General features: G+C 67.6%; 17 protein-coding genes and 2 pseudogenes. 11 read left to right on the top strand and 8 right to left on the bottom strand.

Features of this window, described 5'->3' with window-relative positions; all coding sequences use genetic code 11:
- Positions 1 to 4: 4 nt before the first annotated feature.
- Positions 5 to 547: pseudogene (locus ACMCNK_RS24085) on the bottom strand (transposase family protein); the annotation flags it as partial.
- Positions 548 to 690: 143 nt separating this feature from the next.
- On the opposite strand from ACMCNK_RS24085, the gene ACMCNK_RS24080 reads away from it, so the two are divergent.
- Positions 691 to 1,062, top strand: a complete 372-nt coding sequence (locus ACMCNK_RS24080; RefSeq protein ID WP_412738635.1) for a hypothetical protein — start codon at positions 691 to 693, stop codon at positions 1,060 to 1,062.
- Between the two features lie 451 nt (positions 1,063 to 1,513).
- Here ACMCNK_RS24080 and ACMCNK_RS24075 read toward each other — a convergent pair whose 3' ends face one another.
- Positions 1,514 to 2,179 (bottom strand): GNAT family N-acetyltransferase, encoded by a 666-nt coding sequence (locus ACMCNK_RS24075; RefSeq protein ID WP_412738634.1) that lies wholly within the window; start codon positions 2,177 to 2,179, stop codon positions 1,514 to 1,516.
- 309 nt (positions 2,180 to 2,488) lie between these two features.
- On the opposite strand from ACMCNK_RS24075, the gene ACMCNK_RS24070 reads away from it, so the two are divergent.
- The 6 genes from ACMCNK_RS24070 to ACMCNK_RS24045 all read left to right on the top strand — a co-directional run bounded on the left by ACMCNK_RS24070 (position 2,489) and on the right by ACMCNK_RS24045 (position 6,628).
- Positions 2,489 to 2,995: a hypothetical protein gene (locus ACMCNK_RS24070; protein ID WP_412738633.1), complete on the top strand. Its 507-nt coding sequence runs from the start codon at positions 2,489 to 2,491 to the stop codon at positions 2,993 to 2,995.
- A 348-nt stretch (positions 2,996 to 3,343) separates the two neighbouring features.
- Entirely contained in the window at positions 3,344 to 4,072 is a 729-nt protein-coding gene (locus ACMCNK_RS24065) for a hyaluronoglucosaminidase (protein ID WP_412738632.1), read from the top strand.
- 86 nt (positions 4,073 to 4,158) lie between these two features.
- A complete protein-coding gene (locus tag ACMCNK_RS24060; protein ID WP_412738631.1) occupies positions 4,159 to 4,323 on the top strand; it encodes a hypothetical protein in 165 nt (54 codons plus the stop codon).
- A gap of 342 nt (positions 4,324 to 4,665) precedes the next feature.
- On the top strand, positions 4,666 to 5,172 hold the full coding sequence (locus ACMCNK_RS24055; RefSeq protein ID WP_412738630.1) for a GNAT family N-acetyltransferase: 507 nt from the start codon (positions 4,666 to 4,668) through the stop codon (positions 5,170 to 5,172).
- Between the two features lie 105 nt (positions 5,173 to 5,277).
- Positions 5,278 to 5,871 (top strand): nucleotidyltransferase family protein, encoded by a 594-nt coding sequence (locus ACMCNK_RS24050; protein WP_412738629.1) that lies wholly within the window; start codon positions 5,278 to 5,280, stop codon positions 5,869 to 5,871.
- Positions 5,872 to 6,502: 631 nt separating this feature from the next.
- The gene (locus ACMCNK_RS24045; protein WP_412738628.1) at positions 6,503 to 6,628 is read left to right on the top strand and encodes a hypothetical protein; all 126 of its coding nucleotides are present in this window, start codon (positions 6,503 to 6,505) and stop codon (positions 6,626 to 6,628) included.
- 162 nt (positions 6,629 to 6,790) lie between these two features.
- On the opposite strand, the gene ACMCNK_RS24040 is transcribed toward ACMCNK_RS24045, so the two are convergent.
- Positions 6,791 to 7,174 carry a CPCC family cysteine-rich protein gene (locus ACMCNK_RS24040; protein ID WP_412738627.1) on the bottom strand — a complete coding sequence of 128 codons (384 nt, stop codon included), beginning with the start codon at positions 7,172 to 7,174 and terminating at the stop codon, positions 6,791 to 6,793.
- A 265-nt stretch (positions 7,175 to 7,439) separates the two neighbouring features.
- On the opposite strand from ACMCNK_RS24040, the pseudogene ACMCNK_RS24035 reads away from it, so the two are divergent.
- Positions 7,440 to 8,332, top strand: a pseudogene (locus ACMCNK_RS24035) (IS5 family transposase).
- A 105-nt stretch (positions 8,333 to 8,437) separates the two neighbouring features.
- The gene (locus ACMCNK_RS24030; RefSeq protein ID WP_412738626.1) at positions 8,438 to 8,938 is read left to right on the top strand and encodes a hypothetical protein; all 501 of its coding nucleotides are present in this window, start codon (positions 8,438 to 8,440) and stop codon (positions 8,936 to 8,938) included.
- Positions 8,939 to 9,114: 176 nt separating this feature from the next.
- Here ACMCNK_RS24030 and ACMCNK_RS24025 read toward each other — a convergent pair whose 3' ends face one another.
- Both ACMCNK_RS24025 and ACMCNK_RS24020 read right to left on the bottom strand, forming a co-directional pair.
- Positions 9,115 to 9,399, bottom strand: coding sequence for a hypothetical protein (locus ACMCNK_RS24025; RefSeq protein WP_412738625.1), 285 nt, complete (start codon positions 9,397 to 9,399; stop codon positions 9,115 to 9,117).
- 593 nt (positions 9,400 to 9,992) lie between these two features.
- Positions 9,993 to 10,622, bottom strand: a complete 630-nt coding sequence (locus ACMCNK_RS24020; RefSeq protein WP_412738624.1) for a hypothetical protein — start codon at positions 10,620 to 10,622, stop codon at positions 9,993 to 9,995.
- 527 nt (positions 10,623 to 11,149) lie between these two features.
- Between ACMCNK_RS24020 and ACMCNK_RS24015 the strand changes: the two genes are divergently transcribed.
- Positions 11,150 to 11,533 (top strand): hypothetical protein, encoded by a 384-nt coding sequence (locus ACMCNK_RS24015; RefSeq protein ID WP_412738623.1) that lies wholly within the window; start codon positions 11,150 to 11,152, stop codon positions 11,531 to 11,533.
- Between the two features lie 16 nt (positions 11,534 to 11,549).
- Here ACMCNK_RS24015 and ACMCNK_RS24010 read toward each other — a convergent pair whose 3' ends face one another.
- Positions 11,550 to 12,797, bottom strand: a complete 1,248-nt coding sequence (locus ACMCNK_RS24010; RefSeq protein WP_412738622.1) for a cytochrome P450 — start codon at positions 12,795 to 12,797, stop codon at positions 11,550 to 11,552.
- Positions 12,794 to 15,118, bottom strand: coding sequence for a non-ribosomal peptide synthetase (locus ACMCNK_RS24005; RefSeq protein ID WP_412738621.1), 2,325 nt, complete (start codon positions 15,116 to 15,118; stop codon positions 12,794 to 12,796). The genes ACMCNK_RS24010 and ACMCNK_RS24005 overlap by 4 nt, the downstream gene beginning before the upstream one ends.
- On the opposite strand from ACMCNK_RS24005, the gene ACMCNK_RS24000 reads away from it, so the two are divergent.
- Positions 15,099 to 15,803: a hypothetical protein gene (locus ACMCNK_RS24000; RefSeq protein WP_412738620.1), complete on the top strand. Its 705-nt coding sequence runs from the start codon at positions 15,099 to 15,101 to the stop codon at positions 15,801 to 15,803. The genes ACMCNK_RS24005 and ACMCNK_RS24000 overlap by 20 nt on opposite strands.
- Positions 15,804 to 15,826: 23 nt before the next feature.
- Here ACMCNK_RS24000 and ACMCNK_RS23995 read toward each other — a convergent pair whose 3' ends face one another.
- Positions 15,827 to 19,669 carry a non-ribosomal peptide synthetase gene (locus ACMCNK_RS23995; protein ID WP_412738619.1) on the bottom strand — a complete coding sequence of 1,281 codons (3,843 nt, stop codon included), beginning with the start codon at positions 19,667 to 19,669 and terminating at the stop codon, positions 15,827 to 15,829.
- Between the last annotated feature and the right edge of the window lies 1 nt (position 19,670).

The following is a 19,670-nucleotide window of genomic DNA, read 5'->3' as shown; positions in this document are numbered from 1 at the left end:
TACGCCCATCGGATGTCTTGTCCGCGAAGGTCATCACGTCTGCCCTGGTCAGCGCGTCGATGATGCCGTGGGTTCGGGCTGCGGTCAGATCGTGGGTCGAGCCCGGCAGTGCCGGCGAAGCCCAGATGAGCCGGCTGGCCGCATCGGCGATGACCTGCACGTTCACGCCGTGGCGCTTGTGCTTTCCGGAGTAGTACGGCTTCTGATCGGCGACCCGGTCGATCGGGACGAGCGTGCCGTCCAGGATTGCGTACGCCAGCATGCGAATCTTCTCCATCGCCGTGGCCAGGTCCTCAGCGGCGGCTGCGATCAGGGCGATTACTTCCTGGACGTACCGCCAGGCGGTAGCGACACCGACCTCGAATCCGGCGGCCAGCCGGGTGTAGGTGTCGCCGTTGCGTAGCTGAGCCAGGGCGAGCAGTGCCTGCCGGCCTGGGTTGAGGCGCCGCCAGCGTGATCGTTGCTGGTTGCGGTGCGCTCGGATGCGGTCGGCGAGGTGGTTCAGGGTCCGGCTGGACAACGAGATCGTGGACGGGTAAGACAGCACAGGCGAGGCTCCCGGTCGGGGCATCGGATCTTGGTCGACTGCTGTCTTATCTGGAGCCTCGCCATCATCGATCTCTGGGGTCCACGTACCGCTGCTGACCTGCGGGGTCAGGTTGGAAAAGGCTCAATGAACTGGACGCCCGGGTGGTTGGTGCTCTGGAGGGCTTCGAGGATCCGGACGCGCCGCTGGCAAATACTGGTCGGCTGTTCTGCGCGGTTCGCATCCTTGGCACCGATCCGGTGGTCGTGTCGGCCGTAGCGCAGGTGAGGACGGCTTACGTGTGGGCGCTGTGCAGCACGGCCCACGGGAATGGGGAGCCTGATTCCGGCTCTTCGATGCCGCTCGCCGTGCGTCTGGCGGGTCCCGTCAAGGTCGTTGGACCGGGTGACGGGAGCTTGTGGGAGCCAGACGTCCGGCGAATCTTCCCGCCACACGTGCAGAAACTGATTTTCGACAACGCTTATGGCAACGAGCTGGAACCAGCGCTTCAGCAACGTGTGCGTCAGGCTGCCTGATCCCGGACGCATTCGGCAGTCTGCCGGGAAATCGGAAGGTCGGCGGTTCGACCCCGCCCCTGGCCACCAGCGCGGGCGACAACGAGATCGAAAAATTCCAGGGGACATCGGACTGACTCCGACAGGAGTGCCTGAGTCAAGGTCGCAGGCATGCTCGGTGCGGCCCGCCGCGCCGGCCGCGGCCCCCGGCGGGCCGAGCCCGAGCGGGCAGGGTGCGCCACGTTTGCGGGCACCTTGACCTTTGAACAGGTCAATTCGGCAGCACAAACGGAATGCTCGTTGTCCTCGGTCGACTGATGTGGGACACGCGTCCGCCAGGAGGTCTGCGACCGTTGAGCGCGGATCTCCCATGCGGGCAACCCGATCCCGGTCTAAGCGAAGCTCCGGACGTTCGCAAGGCGGTTTTGGCGATCAGACGGACCGGCGTTCGTTGATCGCCGCTCTGTTCGTCTCATGCCGGTGGAAGGCCCAACATTTCGCACGCCTCCGGTGTGACGCCTGCGAAGGTGCAGTCGTCCTGAGAGCCGCGCCAGTCGGAACGCCGTAGTGTCAGGTTGACCTGCTCCACGCGTCTGCCCTCAGCTGCTCTGGTCGCAGTGCCGTTGGGCTGATAGCCCAACGCGCGTGAGACGCCCAGCGAAGCATGGTTCGTGGCCCACGCCGCGGTGTCCGCGCGTTCGGCGTGGAACGCGTCGAAGGCCAGGTGCAGGATCGCCTCCCGCATGGCCTTGCCGTACCCGGTGCCCTGGTATCGCCGGCCCAACCAGGATCCGGTGGAGACCGTCCGGGTTACCGAAAAGTGCTGCGCGCCGATCTCCTGAATCCCGACGATCTCGCCACCAGCATTCGCAGCGAACATCAGGTTCCATCGCTCGGGCCGCCAGTCCGCGAACGCCGCCCAGTAGTAACGCAGGAATCGGCGCTGGGCCTCGGGCGGCGGAACGTCCTCCCACCCACCAACCGGCGTACGAGGTAGGTACTGGTTCTGTGGGTCGTAGATCCCCTCCGCAGCCAATCCCGCAAGCACCGCAAGGGCGTCCAGGTCTGGGACGAACAACTCCATGGCACGTGTACGGACCCGTATCCCGAGCACCGGCCACATCTCGACGAGCAGCATGCGGTCATCATCGCTGCGGGATCCAGTCCATGACGGCCGGTTGAAGCAGAGTCATGGTGGAAAACCGGCCCTTGACCAGCTGCGCGCCCGCCCGCAGGGACTCGAACCCCTAACCTGATCTACCGATCGTCACGATCGGTAGCTTGTAACTGATCGTCATAACCTGGCGTTGAGCTGCACAAACGCCAGTATCAAGCGATCAAGACTTGGGGCGGCTGGTCAACGCTTGGCAGCGGTTTTCGACGGGTAGACGGGCTCGGGGCCAAAGCCCGTTTAGCGGCACGATGGTGATCAAATATGCTGCCGGGCGTGGCATACACGGAGGATTTGACCTTTCAGGCGCAGGGCGATCTGAAGCTGAGCTTGGCCCTGTTCCGGCTCACGCTGCTGCGCGTCTGGGGAGTAATCTCGCTGGTCGTGTTCGCGGTGGCGGCGCTCTTGGTGTGGGCCGATTTGGTCCCGACGATGGGCGTCGTCTTCTTCGGGGTCGTTTGGGTGCCCTTGGTCCTGTACTCCGCGTGGACGAACGCGCGGCACGCCGTTCAGCAGAACAGCCACAAGCTGGGCCGGCCGATCGCCTACCGGATCGACAGCACTGGCATCCACGCGACGACCGTCTTCGACGCAACCGAGGTCATGCCCTGGTCGACCATCACCGGGGTGACCAGGACACGCGGCCAGATCATCCTCTGGCGGGGCTGGCGCAGCTCGTTCGGCATTCCGTCGGGCGGCTTCTCCTCGGTGGAACAGGACCGGTTACTAAAGGTCCTCCGTTCCCGCGGACAGACGCTCGTGGCCACAGAGCCCCCGGACTGACCCAACGGTGTCCGCGCGATCGCAGCCCTACGCATCGCCGGAACCACCGGCATCGCCACCGCCAACCGCCACCACGCCGCGACAGCCGCCGACCACTCGCCATACTCCGCCCCACCTGACGACGTTGGCGGGACCCGGGATCGGGCGCCCAACCAGGATGCCAGCGAGCCTGTTGGTCAGGCCCAAGAGAGCCGCCGCCCTGCTGGGCGGCGCGGCCGGCCCGCGCAGCGGACCTCTTGAGTCCTTCGTACATTTGTAGACCCGATGATTCCTCCCAACCAGTACGGCCGAGTGAGTCCGGCTGTAGAGTGCACCAGCACCGATTGACGGGGATGACGGAGAGCACTGATGGCGCTGGCACGCAGGCTGTTCCTGGGAGGCTTCACCGCAGGGGCGGTGACGGTCGCGCTGGGTGAGTCCGACCCGGCCTCTGCGGACACGACCACCACGAGATTTTCCGGAGAAGTGGTCGCGGAACGCTTCAGCACGAACTCGACGATCGAGGCTGGATTCTTCAAGACCACGTCGAGCGAGCAGCACGCGGTGACCATCTATCAGGCCGCCGTCTCCGGCAGCGGCGCGGCATTGAACGTCGCGTCGAACAACCCCGGCAACTCGGCCATGTATCTGTCGGGCCGGGAGACCGAACGCGGGACGCTCAAGATCGCACACCAGGGCTACAGCGACGGCTCGGACCATGGCGCCGCCGCCCTCTCGATCGACCTGCAGACGGCGGGAACGGCCGCGCAGGGCATCTTCATGACCGCTACCAATGGAGCGACGACCGGCAACCTGATCTCTCTTCGGAACAACGCCCGTGAAGACTTCGTCGTCAAGGGCACCGGACGTATCGGAATTGGAATCGGCATCGGTGACACACCGCGCGGGCAGCTACACATCGTCCAACAGCCGGGTTCCCCTGTGGGCTTGTTGGTGGAAGGCGTGGTCAGGATCGGGAAACCCGCCGCCACGTCTACTTCTGTTGAGCCGTTCAGCGGGGGCGACCTGTACGCGGTGAACGGGGCGCTGATGTGGCGCAGCTCCACCGGCAGGGTCACCCAGATCGCCTCGGCTTGAACGGTCGTGAGAGCGAGTGGACCGGAAGTGAGGCGCGAGTGCAACTAACAGCAGACGAGCTGGTGGCCGAGTTCCACGATGCGGTGATGGAGCTGTACTTCGCGCGCAAGCGAATCGTGGCCTTGGAGACGGAGAACGCAGCTTTGCGGTCGCAACTGGCCGCCATCGAGCGCGAGAGCGCCCTCGAGGCCGCCGAATCGCCGACGCCGCCGCAGACGGGTCTCAGCGATCAGCAACCTACGTCCAGCTAACTGTGGTTCCAGCCTGTCGGACGGTCGAGTTGGTGGAGCACGGGTCAACCGCCGCTACAAGGTCATCCGGCGGGATGTGTACTTGCTGCGTATGGAGACGGGCTGACAGGCCGCAGGCGAGTCTCGGCGTAGGCCGCCTCCAGCAGTTCAGCACGCACACGCCCATCGTCCCGAACTGCCTGCCAGCCTGCTTCGACCAATGCTTCCGGCGCCAGCTCCTCTTTCATCTGCGTCATGGTGCCTTGCGCGGCGGTGGCCGTCACCTGGTGGGAAGCCCCACCATCTGGCCGCGTTCCAGAAGGGCGCGTCGCGCCTACTCGGGACGATGGGTAGCCTGCCGGGATGGCAAGGGTTGTCACCTACCTGGAGATGAACAACGCCGAGGACCTGCGACCTGGAAAAGTAGTGCCGGAACTCCTCCTACGGCGCGTCGACGGGTCCCTGCCTCTCATGCGTACCGCCACTGCTCAGGTCGGAGCCGCCTACGGGTGGCGGAGCGCGTCGCGCACGGACGACGAGTGGCAAGAGCTGACGCGGTGTCGTCCGCTGCGCCAGTACTGGCTCATCATCCTGAAAGACGAGACCGTCGGGGTCGCCAACTTGGAACCCCAGCCCGGCGGAGATGTGGAGATCACCACATTTGGGCTGTTGCCCGGATACATCGGGAAAGGTCTGGGTGGCCATGCGCTGACGCTGACCATCCAGCAGGCCTGGGACTGCGAGGCCGTGCAGAGTCCAGCTGTACGCAGGGTTTGGTTGCACACATGCTCGTTCGACCATCCGAATGCCCCACGCAACTATCAACGACGCGGCTTGACTGTCTATCGCACCGAGGTCGAGGCCGAGTAACGGGTTCTCAGCTTGCCGTTAACCTCCGGCCGCTACTGCCCCGCTCGCGAGGTGGCTCAGGGGCGGGCAGGTCGGGTCGATGGGGCGCATGGTTGGCTACGAGCCATGATCGGTCGCCTCTCCGTGGACGAGCAACTCCTGGCGTTGAAGTCGGCGCTGTCTCGCAACGACGTGCTGTTGGAGGTGATGAGCCGCGCTGCGTCGTTGAAGGTGCCGGGCTGGTATGTGACGGCGGGCTGTCTCTTCCAGACCGTGTGGAATGTCGTCACGGATAGGCCTCCTACCAGCGGGATCAAGGATTACGACGTCTTCTATTTCGAAAGCAGTGACCTGTCCTGGGACGCCGAGGACGAGGTGATCAAGACCGCGCAGCGCACCTTCGCGGGGTTGCCCGCCGACGTCGAAGTCCGCAACGAGGCCCGCGTGCATCTGTGGTACGAGCAGAAGTTCGGCGTCCCTTGCCCTGCATATGAGTCCGCTGAGTCAGCGATCAACTCGTTCGCCGCCACGACGTGTTGCCTCGGGGTGCGCCTCGAAACGAACGGGCGATGGCGCATCTATGCGCCACACGGCCTATCCGACGTCTTCAACATGGTCCTACGGCCGAACCCTGTGCTGGCCCCGCGCGAGGTCTACGAGACCAAGGCGGAACGCTGGCTTCAGCAGTGGCCTGAGCTCACCGTGCTGCCCTGGCCGTGATCCAGCCACGGCCGTCGGTTCCTGTCGATCGATTGTGCTTGCGCGGTCGCATCCGGCGCCTCCAGATGATCGTTGTGGTCGCCGCGCACTCGCCGCCGGTGACCCGGACTTCCTGATCCGGTATGTCGGTCGTACCTGTGGGCGGTGTTCCGACAGAACGGCCGTTGCCGGTGACCGCGGTGCGTAGGCAGTGGGGGTGGACGCAGATCCGGATCGGGCTGCGTGACGAGGTTGCCGTGGCTTCCCGCCCGTTCGGCGACATCGGCGTGGACTGTGCCCGGTTCATGTTCGCCGACGCTCACGCGCTCGGATCGTGGGTGGACAACGTTCCCCTCGATGGCCTCGCCGACCTCGTGTTCTGGGGAAGAGACGCGGCGGACATCGCCGCCGAGTTCGGCGCGCAGCGCACCCGCCCACCCGGCGAGGACTGCTACGGCTGGCTGAACATGCCCGCACGCACGCCTACACGCGAGCCACCGCGCTGGACGCCCGTAGGAAGGCCGACCCACCGCGCAGATTCGCGCTCGACTTCCGGCCCCATTCACACCACTGGCAGGTCATGGCCGATGTACAGGCATCCGAGAACGAGGCTGCCACCATCGAGATCGGGGGCGCCAGACTCATGATGGTAATGACGTCCATCGGCGACGGGGTCTTCCCAGCCCACGTGGACGTCAACGCCGCCGGCCTTCCCGTTGCCGTACGCATCACCGTCACCAGCAACGACGAGCCTGCGGATGGGCTGGTCGGTGGATGATCGTTTCGGGCGCTGCCCATCGCACCACTGAACGTCAAGAACGACGTTGTAGCAACACGCTGGCATATCGACACCGGCGCTGATCCGTCTCAGAGGACGACCGGGGATCCGGTTTGTTGACGGACCTACCGACCCGCCTTGACGAGCAAGCCGTCTGAGCCTTCAACCGCCGCGACGCCAGAAACCGGTGTCGCGATACCGCCACCAATACAGGACCGTGCGGTCATCAGGCCACGCCGCTTCCTGCTCGCCTCGGCCTTCGAAGTGGTCTAGCTCCAGGTCGATGGGGCGCCAGCTCGGATCCAGCGGCTCGTCATCGCGAGGCGGCCGAACCTTGGCCACGAAACGCTCCTCACACGCACCGAGCGTCTTGACGTTCGCCTGGGCCTCAATCAGGGACGGCCGGTTCGCGCCGCCGGCCCAGTCGGGCCAGCGCAGTTGCACCTGATCATCCTCCCAGAAACACACCGGGCAGATGTCGTACGAGCCTGGCGGTTCGCCCATGGTCAGATGCCCGCAGCAGACGCATGGAAAGGTCAGATTCACTGCGGCCATCCTGCACCATGCCAACGCGACGCCACCGCCGATTGCATGGATTTGACAACGAGAAGCGCAGGCGGCGGTGGCAGAGCAGCCGCTCCACAATAGCTTCAGAGCGAATCTGCCCCAGAATTCCCATCATTACACCGTACCGGTGCGGAGAAACCCATGATCGACATAGCAAACCCGCTGGACAAACCTGAGGACTCCCGCTAGGTTCTGTCCCGCGGATCATGCGTGGCGATCATGGATGAGGATCGTTGGACCAGGTGTGGCGCGTGGTGATCTGAGCAGCGAGGAATGGGCTGTGCTGGAGCCGTTGCTGCCGGCGCAGCCCGTCCGGGGCGGGCAGTGGCGAAGTCATCGGCAGGTCATCAACGCGATCTGCTGGGTCAAGCGCACCGGATCACCGTGGCGGGACCTGCCCGAACGGTACGGGCCGTGGAAAACCGCCCATCAACGGTTCGCGCGGTGGGCGGCCGACGGCACCCGGGCCCGGTTGAAGGCGCAGGTCATCGCGCTGGCCGAACTCGACGACGACGTCGACTGGAACGCTCAGGTCGACGCGACGATCGTGCGGACCCATCAACATGCTGCCGGAGCCGCTAAAAGGGGCTGACGGTCGCCGAAACCCAGGCACGCGAAGGTATCGGCCGGTCCCGCGGCGGGCTGACCACGAAGATCCACACCCTGGCCGACGGCCGCGGTCGGTCCTTGGCCACGCTCATCACCCCAGGCCAGTGCGCGGACACCCGGCAGCTGATCCCGCTGCTGGACCGGGTCCGGGTGGCCCGGCCCGCCGGCATCGGCCGGCCACGAACCCGCCCGGACTCGGTCACCGGCGACAAGGCCTACTCCTCGCGCGCGAACCGGCAGGCCCTGCGAGACAAGCGGATCCGCACGACGATCCCGGAGCCCAACGACCAGATCGCCCACCGGAAACGCCGTGGTAGCCGTGGCGGACGCCCGCCCGCGTTCGACCCGGCCGCCTACCGCTGCCGCAACCAGGTCGAGCGCGGCTTCAACCGGCGCAAACACTGGCGTGGACTGGCCACCCGATTCGACAAGCTCGGCGCCCACTACCAGGCCACCCTCGACCTCGTCGAAATGCTCGACTGGCTACCCGCCGTCCCCGACGGACATGATCCGCGGGACAGAACCTAACCCCCGTTACCGAACGTAGCGTTCCCGAGTCTGTCGCCGGTCCGCTACCGGCAGGGCGAAAAGTTGATCTTTTGCCTCGCGGATGGGGTCTGCGATCATCGCTGGGTGGAGTTACTGCTCGACCCGCCGTATGGCATTGGTCCGCTGCGGCTGGGAATGGCCGCGGACGAGGTGCGGGCTGCGCTCGAAACCATCGGCCCGCCGCAGCCGATGGTCAATGGCGAGATCGCCCTGCATCTCGCCAGCGGTCTGGGGTTCAGTGTGGGTTTCGAGGCGACGCTCGACCGGGTCGACGCGATCGAAGTATGGCGTCCCCACGAGCGTGACGTGGTGCGGTACCGCGACGTTGACGTGTTCGGGCTGCCTGCGCTGGAGGTTGTGGGGCAGCTCCGCCGTCACGTGCAGGTCCTACCGAACGATGAGGACGACGGGTTCACCGCCCGCGGGTTGTACCTCGCGCTGTGGCGGCCCTTCGCGGCGGATGACGACCCGGACCAGACGCAAGGCCACTTCTTCCAGTCGGTACTCATCGCCAGGCCCGGCTACGACGACACTCCGGCCGAGGCTGCAGCACGGCTCGCGGCCGGACACGAACCTGGCCACTGACTCGCCGCTCGCCTCCCTTCGGTTCCGCCACCCGGCCCCAGGACCGTAGCCGGCCCTGTCCTTCGCACCGGGCATCCGAGTTTGGTCGCGGGCTCAGCAGCTAGGGTTGTCCGCGGAGCAGGTGGATGCGCTGTTGGCGGCGGCGCAGGCGGATCAGCACGAAGTAGATGCGAGACCTACTCGGGATCGCCCAATCGGCTCGAGTCCTGCGGGTGAGCGCGAGCCCAAGAACGTTTGGCTCTGACCATGGAGCGAACCCGTTCGTCCGGATCTCTCCGGAGCACCTCCAAGATCGATAATGGGACCGTCTTGTTCTGCGCGACCCAGAACCGCATCTGCGGGAAGCGGTCGATGACCTCCCGCCAGATCGCCTCCGCAGCCGGCTCGTTCGCGGCACGGCGATACTCGGCGGGATCCTCACTGGTCCGCAGCCGCACAAACTCGTCAGCCGACTCGATCACGACCACATCGTCACACGAGAGCCGACCGACAAAGTAGGCCGCAGCGTCCGCTCTTCGGCAAGGGGGCGTGCCTGACCTTCATGGGCGGCTACACGCAGCGTGACGTCGCGCGGGCTGCCGCCCGCGTCGCGGCAGGTCCGGAAACGGCTGGCCATGCGCCGTCCGGGCGCGTCAGGATGCGTGGGGATCGCCCTCCAACGGCCACGTGCGCGGCTAAGGTGCGGCAGCATGCGGCGCGCCGCAGGAAGATGCCCGCCCCGGTCGCGCCATCCGGCGACCGGCGTTCAGCACCCATCACTATGCGTGACCGATTCGCCGACTCGACGGCGAACGCAGCCATCGTATTCAACGGTGGCGCCCGAACTCGCCAAATATCGAGGGCGGTGAGATCTCGCTGGTCGCCATACTCGGCTCCGGCGCAGATCGTGTGATGGACGTTATGCGATGAGCGCTGTCTGACACCGTCGGAGCAGTTCCTTCCGTGCCTGGCCGGCGTCGATGTCGAAGAGGCGTTGTCCGCTCTGAAGTGGCCAGCAGGACCGCTGTTCGCGGTGGTAAAGGCGTGTGCCCGGAGCTCCGCCGAGACAGTTCAGTCAGTCGGTTGTCTCTGCCTCACGCAGCGCGCCGTTGAGCAGGTAAGCCGTCCAGTTGTGTGACTTGTCGTGCCAGGTCGGTTCGGCGGACTCGGCGGCCGCGAGCCATGCGCAAGCGCGATCCAGGCCGCCTCCGGTGGTGAGCACAGCGCGTGCCTCGGCGCGGGTACCGCTCGGAACGGCGTAAACAGCGAGCACGCAACGTGAACGATCTGGAGTTCCACGGGACAGGTAGTACGTGTTGCCGATGTCTCGGTATCGGGTGGCCCTCAGCAGGACCGGGTCGGTCGCGGTGCCACTGTGCATGGTGAAGTCCAGCGAGAGTAGGTGGACACCGGCGGCACGCAGTGATGTTTCAACGATCGTTCGTCCGACCGGGTACGACCAGCTGGCCTGCAGTTTGTCGCGGTCGTAGCAGTCCCACGGGCCGACGGTCACCCCGATGACTGTACCGGCGGGCAGCAGACCGTCAGCACATGTGAGCTCATCCGATGATCCGGCAGGCGCCTTCCGACCAGGCAGATCCATCCGGTCACCTGCCGCACCGACGGCGGGAGGTGACGTGTCCGAGTCGGGTTTGCTGCGGTACTTCTCGATAAACTTGCGGACGATGGGGTAGCTGCCAGTCAAGCCCTGAGCGGTGCGGTAGAGGGTGCTGGCGTTGAGGCAGCCCTCGCCGATGCGGCGGCCTCTGCCGCTACCCGTTCGGGACCGCTGACGGACCCACCTACCGGCCCGTGGACGGCCTGCGCTTCCGCACCTCTGCCGCTCCGGACAGTGAGCCGGCGCCGGCGGTTCGCGCGTCCCACTGTGGAGGAGCTCGTGGATTTTGGTTGCGATGAGCGGGCGGCGCGTTGTCCTGACCCGCCGCCTTGTAGAACGGTGAGGCCGGAAATCCGGCGCGGTACACGGCAAGGCCCTTCGCCCGCGAGCCGATTCCATCGAAGGCGTCACCATGCCGTTCCCTCGGCCTGCCTCTGATCTTCGTCCGCGGAGCCCACGGGCGCGCCTGCGCCGAAGCGACCACGGTGTCCGGCGGGGCCGGGAAAATTGCACAGCCGAACAGATGCATCGACGTTGCGCGATACCACCGCCCTTGCTACGGTTCTGGTAACCATCCAGGTGGATGGTGTCAGGATGGCGGAGGGATGGTTGTCGTGGAGAGCGAGAAGATGACGATCAATATCGGAATGGTCGACCTCGGTAAGGTTGACGTGCTGGTGGAGGAGGGTTTCTACAGCAATCGCAGCGACTTCATCCGCACCGCGATCCGGCGTCAGCTGACGACCCATGACGACGACACCGCCGGCAGCATCGCCCGCACGTCGATGACGATCGGCGCGATCCGCCTCGGGCGCAAGGACCTGCAAGAGCGTGTTGCGAGCGGCGAGAAGCTCGTCCTCTCGGTGGTCGGTCTCCTCGCGATCGACTCCGACGTCCCTGCCGAGCTCGCTCGCGACTCGATCGAGTCGGTGAAGGTCCGCGGCGCGTTCCGGGCCTCCACCGAGGTCAAGGCGACCCTGGCAGATCGTATGCAGTGACGTTGCGTGCGGTGCCTCACCGTTCGCCTCGGCGGCGGGCGGTGATCGGTTGATGTTTGATCCCGGCGACGAAGGTCGAACGGAGACGTTCGACCTTCCCGCATGCCGCGAAGTCCGTGAACTGCGTGAACAGCTCTTCGAACAGCACCCGCAGCGTCACACGGGCCACAGTGTGGCCGACGCAGTAGTGGGGACCGACGCCGAAGGCGAGGTGCTTGTTCGGTACGCGGCGCAGGTCGAACACCTCAGGTTCGGTGAAGACCTCCTCGTCCCGGTTCGCCGAGCCGACCCAGACGACCACTGCCTCGCCGGCCGCGATCGATACGCCGTTGAGGACGGTGTTCCGGGTCGCGTAGCGCAGGAGATGATTGACCGGCGACGCCCATCGCAGCGCCTCCTCGACTCCGCTCTTCGTCAGGCCCGGATCGGTAGCCAACGCATCCAGGCCGGGCGTCCCGATCAGCTCTGCCAGCGCGAAGTTCGGCGAGTGCGGGGTGGTGACGTTCGCGCCGAGCAGGACGCTGTAGCAGTTCGACACGGCCTCGGCGCGCGTCATCCGGCGGCCCTCGAACTCGGTTCGCAGCAGGACGCTGATCAGGTCGTTTCCGAGACGGTTCTCCCGTTCGCGAACCACGTCCTGGAAGTAGCCGAACAACTCTCGGTGTGCGGCGTCCAGGTTGTACTTAGCACCGCGCGGGTGCTCGTACTCCGGGTCGTCCGGCGCGATGCAGATCATCGTCAGCCTGGTCAGCTCCGGCCAGTCTCGTTCGGGAAGATCCATCAGGACGCCCGTGATCGCCATCGGCATCGCCAGCATGGCCGTGCCGAAGTCGAAGACACCGCCATCGCCGAGCGGCTCGATCAGCGTGCGGATCTGGCTGCGGAATGCCTCCCGTTGCCGCTCCACCGCGGCCATGCTCAGGGCTCGTTGGAGAGGTTCGCGCATTGCTGTGTGGCGCGGCGGGTCGGTGGCCGCGATCTGGTTGCCCCCTGCCGGATCATCGGTACCGAGCATGCTGACGATGGTTCCTCGCTCCGATGTGAAACGTGAGCTGTCGCGCAGCACCTCTTCGGCGTCGCGGTGCTTGGTGACGGACCAGAAGCCCAGGTCGTCGCCGACCGGGTGCCAGGAGACCGGACGGTGGACTCGCATCGCCTGCCAGATCGGGTGTGGGTCGCCCTCGCTGTACAGGCGCGGGTCGACCAGGTCGATGCGGCCGTGGTTGATCGGACACCGCGAGGCAACCGTCTGCGTGTCCGTCATCGCGAGGCCCGGCCCGCCGCAGTGACGTCCGCGGTCGGCGCAGCGAGCTTGGCCAGGTTCGCCGCGAGCTCGCTGACGGTCGGCTCCCGGTACAGAGCCCGAGCCGACAGGTCGACGGCGAACCGCTTCTGGACGCTCTCGATGAGGCTAGCCGCCAGCATCGAGTGTCCGCCGAGATCGAAGAAGTCGTCGGTTGCGCCGACAGGTTCGATCATGAGCAGGTCACCCCATATCTCCGCGACCGCGACCTCGAGGTCGGTGGTCGGGGCCACGAAGTCGTTCCAGACATTGCGCGGCGCCCGCGATGACGCTGGCAACGCGGCCCGGTCCACCTTGCCGTTACGGTTCAGTGCCAGGCCGGGTCGGATGAGCACGGCCCACGGCACCATGTAGGCCGGCAGCGACTGAGCGAGGCGCTCGCGAAGGCGGGCGCCTGCCTCCGCCGCGTCCTCGTCCGGCGCGGCGTGCAGAGCGGCGTAGGCAAGCAGGCGCTTGGCGCCCGCGGCGTCAGTTTGAACGACGACGGCCGCCTCCCGGACTTCCGGGTACGCGCGCAGACTCGCCTCGACTGCGCCGGGCTCGACCCGGAAACCCTGGATCTTCACCTGCGCATCGGCACGCCCAAGGAACTCGAGTGTGCCGTCCGGTCGCCACCGGGCCAGATCGCCGGTGCGGTACATCCGCTCTCCGGCTCGGGGCGAGAAGGGGTCGGCGACGAACCGGGCGGCGGTCGCCGCGGATCGACCAAGGTAGCCATGCGCCAGACCGAGACCCGCTGTGTAGAGCTCACCGCGGACCCCGGGCGGGACCGGGCGCAGCAGGTCGTCGAGTATGTACACCCGGGTGCCGTCGATCGGGCGGCCGATTGGCACATCGTCCGGAACCTCCTGCTCCCGATTCGTCCAGCAGGCCGTGAACGTGGTGTTCTCGGTCGGTCCATAGCCGTTGACGAACGTCACGTGCGGGTGGGCGGCCTGTACGGCCCGGATCCGCTGCGCGGACACCACATCGCCACCGGCGATCAGCAGTCGCAGACCTGCGAACGCAGGAAGGTGAGACGCTGCCAGCGCGTGGAACAGGCCGGCGGTGAGCCAGAGGACCGTGATGCCTTCATCGCGGATGAAGGCGGCAAGCTCCGTGAGATCAACGGGACCCGGTGGCGCCACCACAAGGCACCCGCCATTGGTCAGCGGTCCCCAGATCTCGAGCGTGGACGCGTCGAAGGCGACGGGAGCGAACTGGCAGAAGATGTCGTCCGGGCCGAAGGAGGACCAGTGCGACGCGCACACCAGCCGCACGACCGCTCGGTGGGGCACCGCGACGGCCTTCGGCTCGCCGCTCGAGCCTGAGGTGAAGCTGACGTACGCGAGGTCGCCCGGGCCGGCCGCATGGGCCGGCACGGTGGCTGGAGCCGGGTCGCTGCCAAACGCGTACGCGCTGATGGTGCGCACCCCGGGCAGGGTGATGTGCGCGTGGGCGGCATCGGCGACGAGCACCGGCGTGGCGATCTCGGCGGCCAGATCTGCGATCCGGGGCAGGGGATCTTCCGGGCTGAAGGCCGCGTATGCGCCGCCGGCCTTCAGGATGGCCAGGAGCGTGACGATCAGCTCTACCGACCGGTCCATCAGCACCGCAACTGTGGTGCCGGGGCCGACGCCCGCGTCACGCAGACGTGCGGCAAGCCCGGCCGCGCAGCGGTCGAGCGTCTCGTACGACATCCGGAGGTTACCGGCTCGGACTGCGATCGCCTCGGGCGTCCGAGCGGCCCGGCGGGTGACTAGTTCGTGGACGCAGATCCCGCTCTCGATCGGTTCCTCGCCCGTGCCGAACATAAGAACCTCGACGCGTGAAGACGCAGTGGACAGGTCCAGTCGGGACAGGGAGATCGACGCGTCGGCCGCGGCACTGGCCAGCGCCGCATCGATCTGCGCCAGGTGGCCGGCGCTGAGCGGACGGTCGTCCGGCCCGGCCACGGCGAGGTCGCCGTCCCCGGTGGCCGTGACGAGAATGTCCGCGGCGCAGGAGACGTCCGCGGGAGCGAATTCGCCTCCCATCGCCGCATCGACCTGACTCATCAAGTCGGCAATGGTGGCCTCCACTGCCGTGTCGACCCGGATGATCAGGGCGTCGCCGAACCGAATCCTGGCATACCGGATGGTGATGGTTGGCCGACCGGTGCGGCGGGCGGACACGGCGGCGATGGCGGCAAGGTGAGTGAGGTGTGCGGTGTACAAGATGATCACTTTCCGATCTGGCTTGCTACGATGCGCATCGATAAACGCGGATGCTGGTGGGGGACGAATGGACGAGCGGTTGGCCATTCCCCGGCGGTTCAATGGCCCACCGGAGTCCGCCAACGGCGGTTATGCGTGCGGGCTGCTCGCCGGGCGCGCCTCCGCGATCCTCGGCAGCGACGGCATCACGGTCACCCTTCACGTTCCTCCGCCGCTCGACCGGGACCTCCAGCTCGAGCGCGCCGGCGGGCGCGTACTTGCCTGGGACGACGATCGGCTGATCGCCGTCGCGACGCCGGCCCGGCCGGTGATCGAGGAGGCGGGGTTCGTTGCGGCGGCCGAAGCACGCGCGGCCGAGAGCGGCTACCGGGGTCTTGCCGGTCATCCGTTCCCCACATGCTTCGTGTGCGGGACGGACCGGACCGACGGACTCGGACTGCGCCCTGGGCAGATCGACAATGACGTCCGGACGGCCTGCGTCTGGCGGCCGCGGCGCGAGGACGTCTGCCCGGAGGCGGTGTGGGCCGCGCTCGACTGCCCGGGCGGGTGGACCGCCGATCTGGTCTCGGCACCGATGGTCCTGCACCGCATGACTGCGGTCGTGACACGGCTGCCCGATGCCGGGACGGAGTGCATCGTGGTCGGCCGGCCCGACGAGCGGGGACCGCGGACGCTGCGGACAACGACCGCTCTCTACGACGGTGGCGGCGCCGTCCTCGGCCGCGCCGTGGCCACCTGGGCGACGTACGACGGCGTCCGTGAGGCCGGCTGACAGCGTGGCGTCGGTGCCTGCGCTCACGATCGGCCTGCCTGGGCCTCGGCGGCCAGCGCCGCTGCGATGACCGGTCCGACGTTAGCCAGCGATTCCGGGCGGGTCATCAGGCCGTGCACACAGGCCACCTGATGATTCCGGACCTCGCCGGTGACCCACGGACGCCAGCTCGCGGCGGCCGAATCGTCGTCCGCCCGGCCCTCGGCGGCGGTGAAGAACAGCAGGTCACCGTTGAAGCGTCCGGGGATGTACTGGAGACCCAGTTCGCTGTTGCGGACGAAGATGTCGAGGATCCGCGCGCGGCGCTCCGGCGTCAGGTCCGCGAATGGATCTTCGGCGCCCAGGCTCTCCAGGAGGGCGGACTCCGCTTCGGCCCTGGTCAGACCGGCATGCACGGGTGGCACGGCGATGGAGTCGAGCAGCGCCAGCAGCGTGACATCGTGGCCGGTGGCCTGGAGCCGGGTCGCCACGGCATGGGCGACTACGCCGCCGTACGACCAGCCGAGCAGCCGGTATGGGCCGTCCGGCTGGACGGTGCGAATGATGGCCAGGTAGTCGTCGACTGCTGCCGTGAAGGACGCCGGTGGCTCTTCCGCGCCGTACAAGCCACGCGCTTGGATGCCCAGGACCGGGATCTGCGGGTCGAGGTGGCCGAGCAGGCCGGAGTAGACCCAGCTGATGCCGGCGGCGGGATGGATGCAGAACAGCGGCGGCTCGACGCCGGTCCCGCGTAGCGGGAGGAGGACGCCGAGTCCGTCGTCCGGCGTACCTGTGCCGGACAGTCGGCGTGCCACGGCGGACGGGGTAGGCGCGTCGAACAGGGTCCGGACCCCGAGGTCCGTGCCAAACGCTGCCCGGATCCGGCTCATGAGCCGGGCCGCGAGCAGGGAGTGGCCGCCCAACTCGAAGAAGTTGTCGTCGGCGCCGACCCGCTCGACGCCTAAAGTCTCGGCGAAGAACCCGCAGATGGCCTCCTCCCGCATTGACGACGGTTCCCGGACGGCCGCAGCGCCGGTCGGCTCCGGCGGTGGCGGCAATGCGCCCAAGTCGACCTTGCCGTTCGGTGACAGCGGGATCTCTGCCAGCGCGACGATGGCGGACGGGACCATGTGCGTCGGCAGGCAGTCGGCGAGCGACTCCCGGGCGGCCGCGACATCGAACTCAGTCGGGGCATCGCGGGAGGGCACGACGTAGAGGACCAGGCGCTGGTCGCCTGGCCGGTCCTCACGCACGACCGCCACGGCCTGCTGGACGGTGTTCTGGGCGACGAGGACGGCCTCGATCTCCCCAGGCTCCACTCGGAAGCCTCGGACCTTGATCTGGCGGTCCCCCCGGCCGACGAACGCCAGTCGGCCGTCCGCGCGCCAGCGGACGAGGTCACCGGTGCGGTACATCCGCTCCCCCGGCTTGCCGAACGGGCACGGCACGAAGCGCGTCGCGGTCAGGCTGGCGCCGTGCCGGTAGCCGCGAGCGAGTCCGTCTCCGGCGGCGTACAGCTCACCGGCGACACCCGGTGGTACCGGATTCAGGCCGTGGTCAAGGACGAAAACCCGTACCCCGCCGATCGGCGACCCGATCGGCGTTGTGCCCGCGTCAGGCAGCACTATCCCCTGGGTAGTGGTGACCGTGTTCTCGGTCGGCCCGTAGATGTTGATCATGCGCCGCTCGACCGACCAGATGCGCACCAGCTCCGGCGAACAGGCGTCGCCCGCGACCATCAACGTCTGCAGGGCGGGAAGTGGGCGCGGCGGAAGCCCGGCGAGCACTGCCGGGGTCAGAGCCGCATGGGTGATCGCGTGCACGTCGAGGAAGTCGGCGAGTTCCTCCCCCGTCAACGGCGCGGAAGACGGGATGATCAGGTGCGCTCCGGTCAGTAGCGACAGGCACACCTCACCCACGTAGCCGTCGAAGCTCGGTGAGCAGAAGCTGAGCACCCGCGCACCGGGCCCGGCGGCGTGCGCCCTGGTCAGTCCGGTGAGGCCGCGGTGCGTCACGGACACCGCCTTGGGCCGTCCCGTCGAACCGGACGTGTAAACGAGATATGCGGCGTTGTCGATCAGCAGCGGGCGGACCGGGTCGGTTTCGCGTACTGTCTCGACGGGACCCGCCGCCGGGCTGAGCTCGATGCTCTCCTCGTCGAGGACCAGTTTCGGGGCGGCGTCGTGCAGCATCGCGGTGATCCGGTCGGGCGGGTAGTCCGCGTCGACGGGCAGGTGGACGGCGCCGGCCTTGGCGACGCCGAGCAGGGCGACGACCGAGGCGAGACCGCGCCGGGTGCGCACCGCAACGACGTCTTCGGCACCGATCCCGGCACGGATCAGGCGGTGGGCCAGCCGGTCGGTCAGACTGGCGAGCTCGCGGTAGGTGACGGTCCGATCGCCGTGGCTGACCGCGACCGCGTCCGGATGCGTGGCAACAGCTTCGGCGAAAAGATCCGCCAGCGTACGGGGGGATGCACCCGCCTGCCCGGCGCCCCAGGCGTGCAGTATCCGGTCGCTGTCCGGCCCGTCGAGCAGACCGGGTCGCCCGATCGGCGTGTCGGGACCGGCCGCCATCGCCTCGGCGAGCCGGACCAGGCCGCCGGCCAGCGCGCCCGCCGTGGCCCGGTCGAACAGCTCGCGACGGTAGGTCATCTCGCCGCCGATCCCGTTCGGGGCGCCGTCTGGGGTGTAGGTCTCCACCAGACGCAGCGTCAGATCGAAACGGGCCGAGATGGACGGCGGCTCCATGGGCACGGCGCGTACGCCGGGCAGGTCGAGCTCCGGCGGCGCGACGTTCTGGACGATCAGCATCACTTGGGTCAGCGGGTGGCGCTCCGCGACGCGGACCGGGTTGATCAGTTCGACGACCTTGTCGAAGGGCAGGTCAGCGTTCTCGTACGCGTCCAGGCAGGTGGCCCGGACCCGGTGCAGCAAGGTTCGAAAGGAGGGGTCGCCGGCCGCGTCGATCCGCACGACCAGGGTGTTCACGAAGAAGCCCACCAGGGCTTCCAGCGCCTCTTCGGTCCGCCCTGCGGTGGGGCAGCCGATCGGCAGGTCGGTGCCGGATCCCACCCGGACCAGCGCAGCGCAGAACAGTGTCAGGGCTGTCATGTAGGTGGTAGTGCCGGACTCGCGGGCCAGCGCGACGAGAGCGGCGTGCGTGGCCGCCGGGATCGCCACGTCGACCTGTTCCGCGTCGTACTCCCCCAGCGCCGTCCGCCGGCCGCGGGTCGGCAGGGCGAGCTCCGCGGGCAGGTCGGCGAGTTGCCGCCGCCAGTAGGCGGCCTGGGTGGCGGCGAGGCTGCCGGGCTGGTCCAGCTCATCGAGCATCTCGTGTTCCCAGGCCGCGTAGTCGGCGTACTGGAGCTCGAGCTTGTCGCCGAACGGCGCCGCCCCGGCGAGCCGAGACCGGTACGCGACCGTGAGGTCCCGGAAGAACGGCGTGAACGAGGCGCCGTCGGTGGCGATGTGGTGCATGACGATGACCAGGACTTGGTCGCCAGCGCCGGGGCGCAGCAACCACCATCGGACCGGCACTTCGGTGGCCAGGTCGAACGCCACCCGAGTGCAGGCGAGCACCGCCTCCGTCAACGCGGTCTCGCCGGGTTCGACGTCGACGAGCTCGAGCGGGATCGGCGCGGAACCGGCCGGCAGGATCCGCTGCATGCCCGTCCCGTGCTGGTTCGGGTAGAGGGTCCGCAGAGCTTCGTGCCGGTCCACGACATCACCGAGGGCGCGCCGGAACGCCTCGACGTTCAGCCGACCCTCGAGACGGATCACGAAGGGAATGTTGTAGCTGGCGCTCGGGCCCTCCATCTGATGGAGGAACCAGAGGCGCGCCTGCGCCGACGAGAGCGGGGCGAGGTAGCCGCCTTGGTCAACCATG

Source organism: Krasilnikovia sp. MM14-A1259, from assembly GCF_047159535.1.
Lineage (GTDB): Bacteria > Actinomycetota > Actinomycetes > Mycobacteriales > Micromonosporaceae > Actinoplanes.
This window is presented reverse-complemented; position numbering and strand designations above follow the sequence as displayed.

Excerpts from the sequence above, each read along its gene's own strand:
- ACMCNK_RS24075 (WP_412738634.1), bottom strand. The coding sequence starts at position 2,179 with ATGCTGCTCGTCGAGATGTGGCCGGTGCTCGGGATACGGGTCCGTACA.
- ACMCNK_RS24065 (WP_412738632.1), top strand. The coding sequence starts at position 3,344 with ATGGCGCTGGCACGCAGGCTGTTCCTGGGAGGCTTCACCGCAGGGGCG.
- ACMCNK_RS24060 (WP_412738631.1), top strand. The coding sequence starts at position 4,159 with ATGGAGCTGTACTTCGCGCGCAAGCGAATCGTGGCCTTGGAGACGGAG.
- ACMCNK_RS24055 (WP_412738630.1), top strand. The coding sequence starts at position 4,666 with ATGGCAAGGGTTGTCACCTACCTGGAGATGAACAACGCCGAGGACCTG.
- ACMCNK_RS24050 (WP_412738629.1), top strand. The coding sequence starts at position 5,278 with ATGATCGGTCGCCTCTCCGTGGACGAGCAACTCCTGGCGTTGAAGTCG.
- ACMCNK_RS24045 (WP_412738628.1), top strand. The coding sequence starts at position 6,503 with ATGACGTCCATCGGCGACGGGGTCTTCCCAGCCCACGTGGACGTCAAC.
- ACMCNK_RS24010 (WP_412738622.1), bottom strand. The coding sequence starts at position 12,797 with ATGACGGACACGCAGACGGTTGCCTCGCGGTGTCCGATCAACCACGGC.
- ACMCNK_RS24000 (WP_412738620.1), top strand. The coding sequence starts at position 15,099 with ATGGACGAGCGGTTGGCCATTCCCCGGCGGTTCAATGGCCCACCGGAG.
- ACMCNK_RS24005 (WP_412738621.1), bottom strand. The coding sequence starts at position 15,118 with ATGGCCAACCGCTCGTCCATTCGTCCCCCACCAGCATCCGCGTTTATC.
- ACMCNK_RS23995 (WP_412738619.1), bottom strand. The coding sequence starts at position 19,669 with ATGGTTGACCAAGGCGGCTACCTCGCCCCGCTCTCGTCGGCGCAGGCG.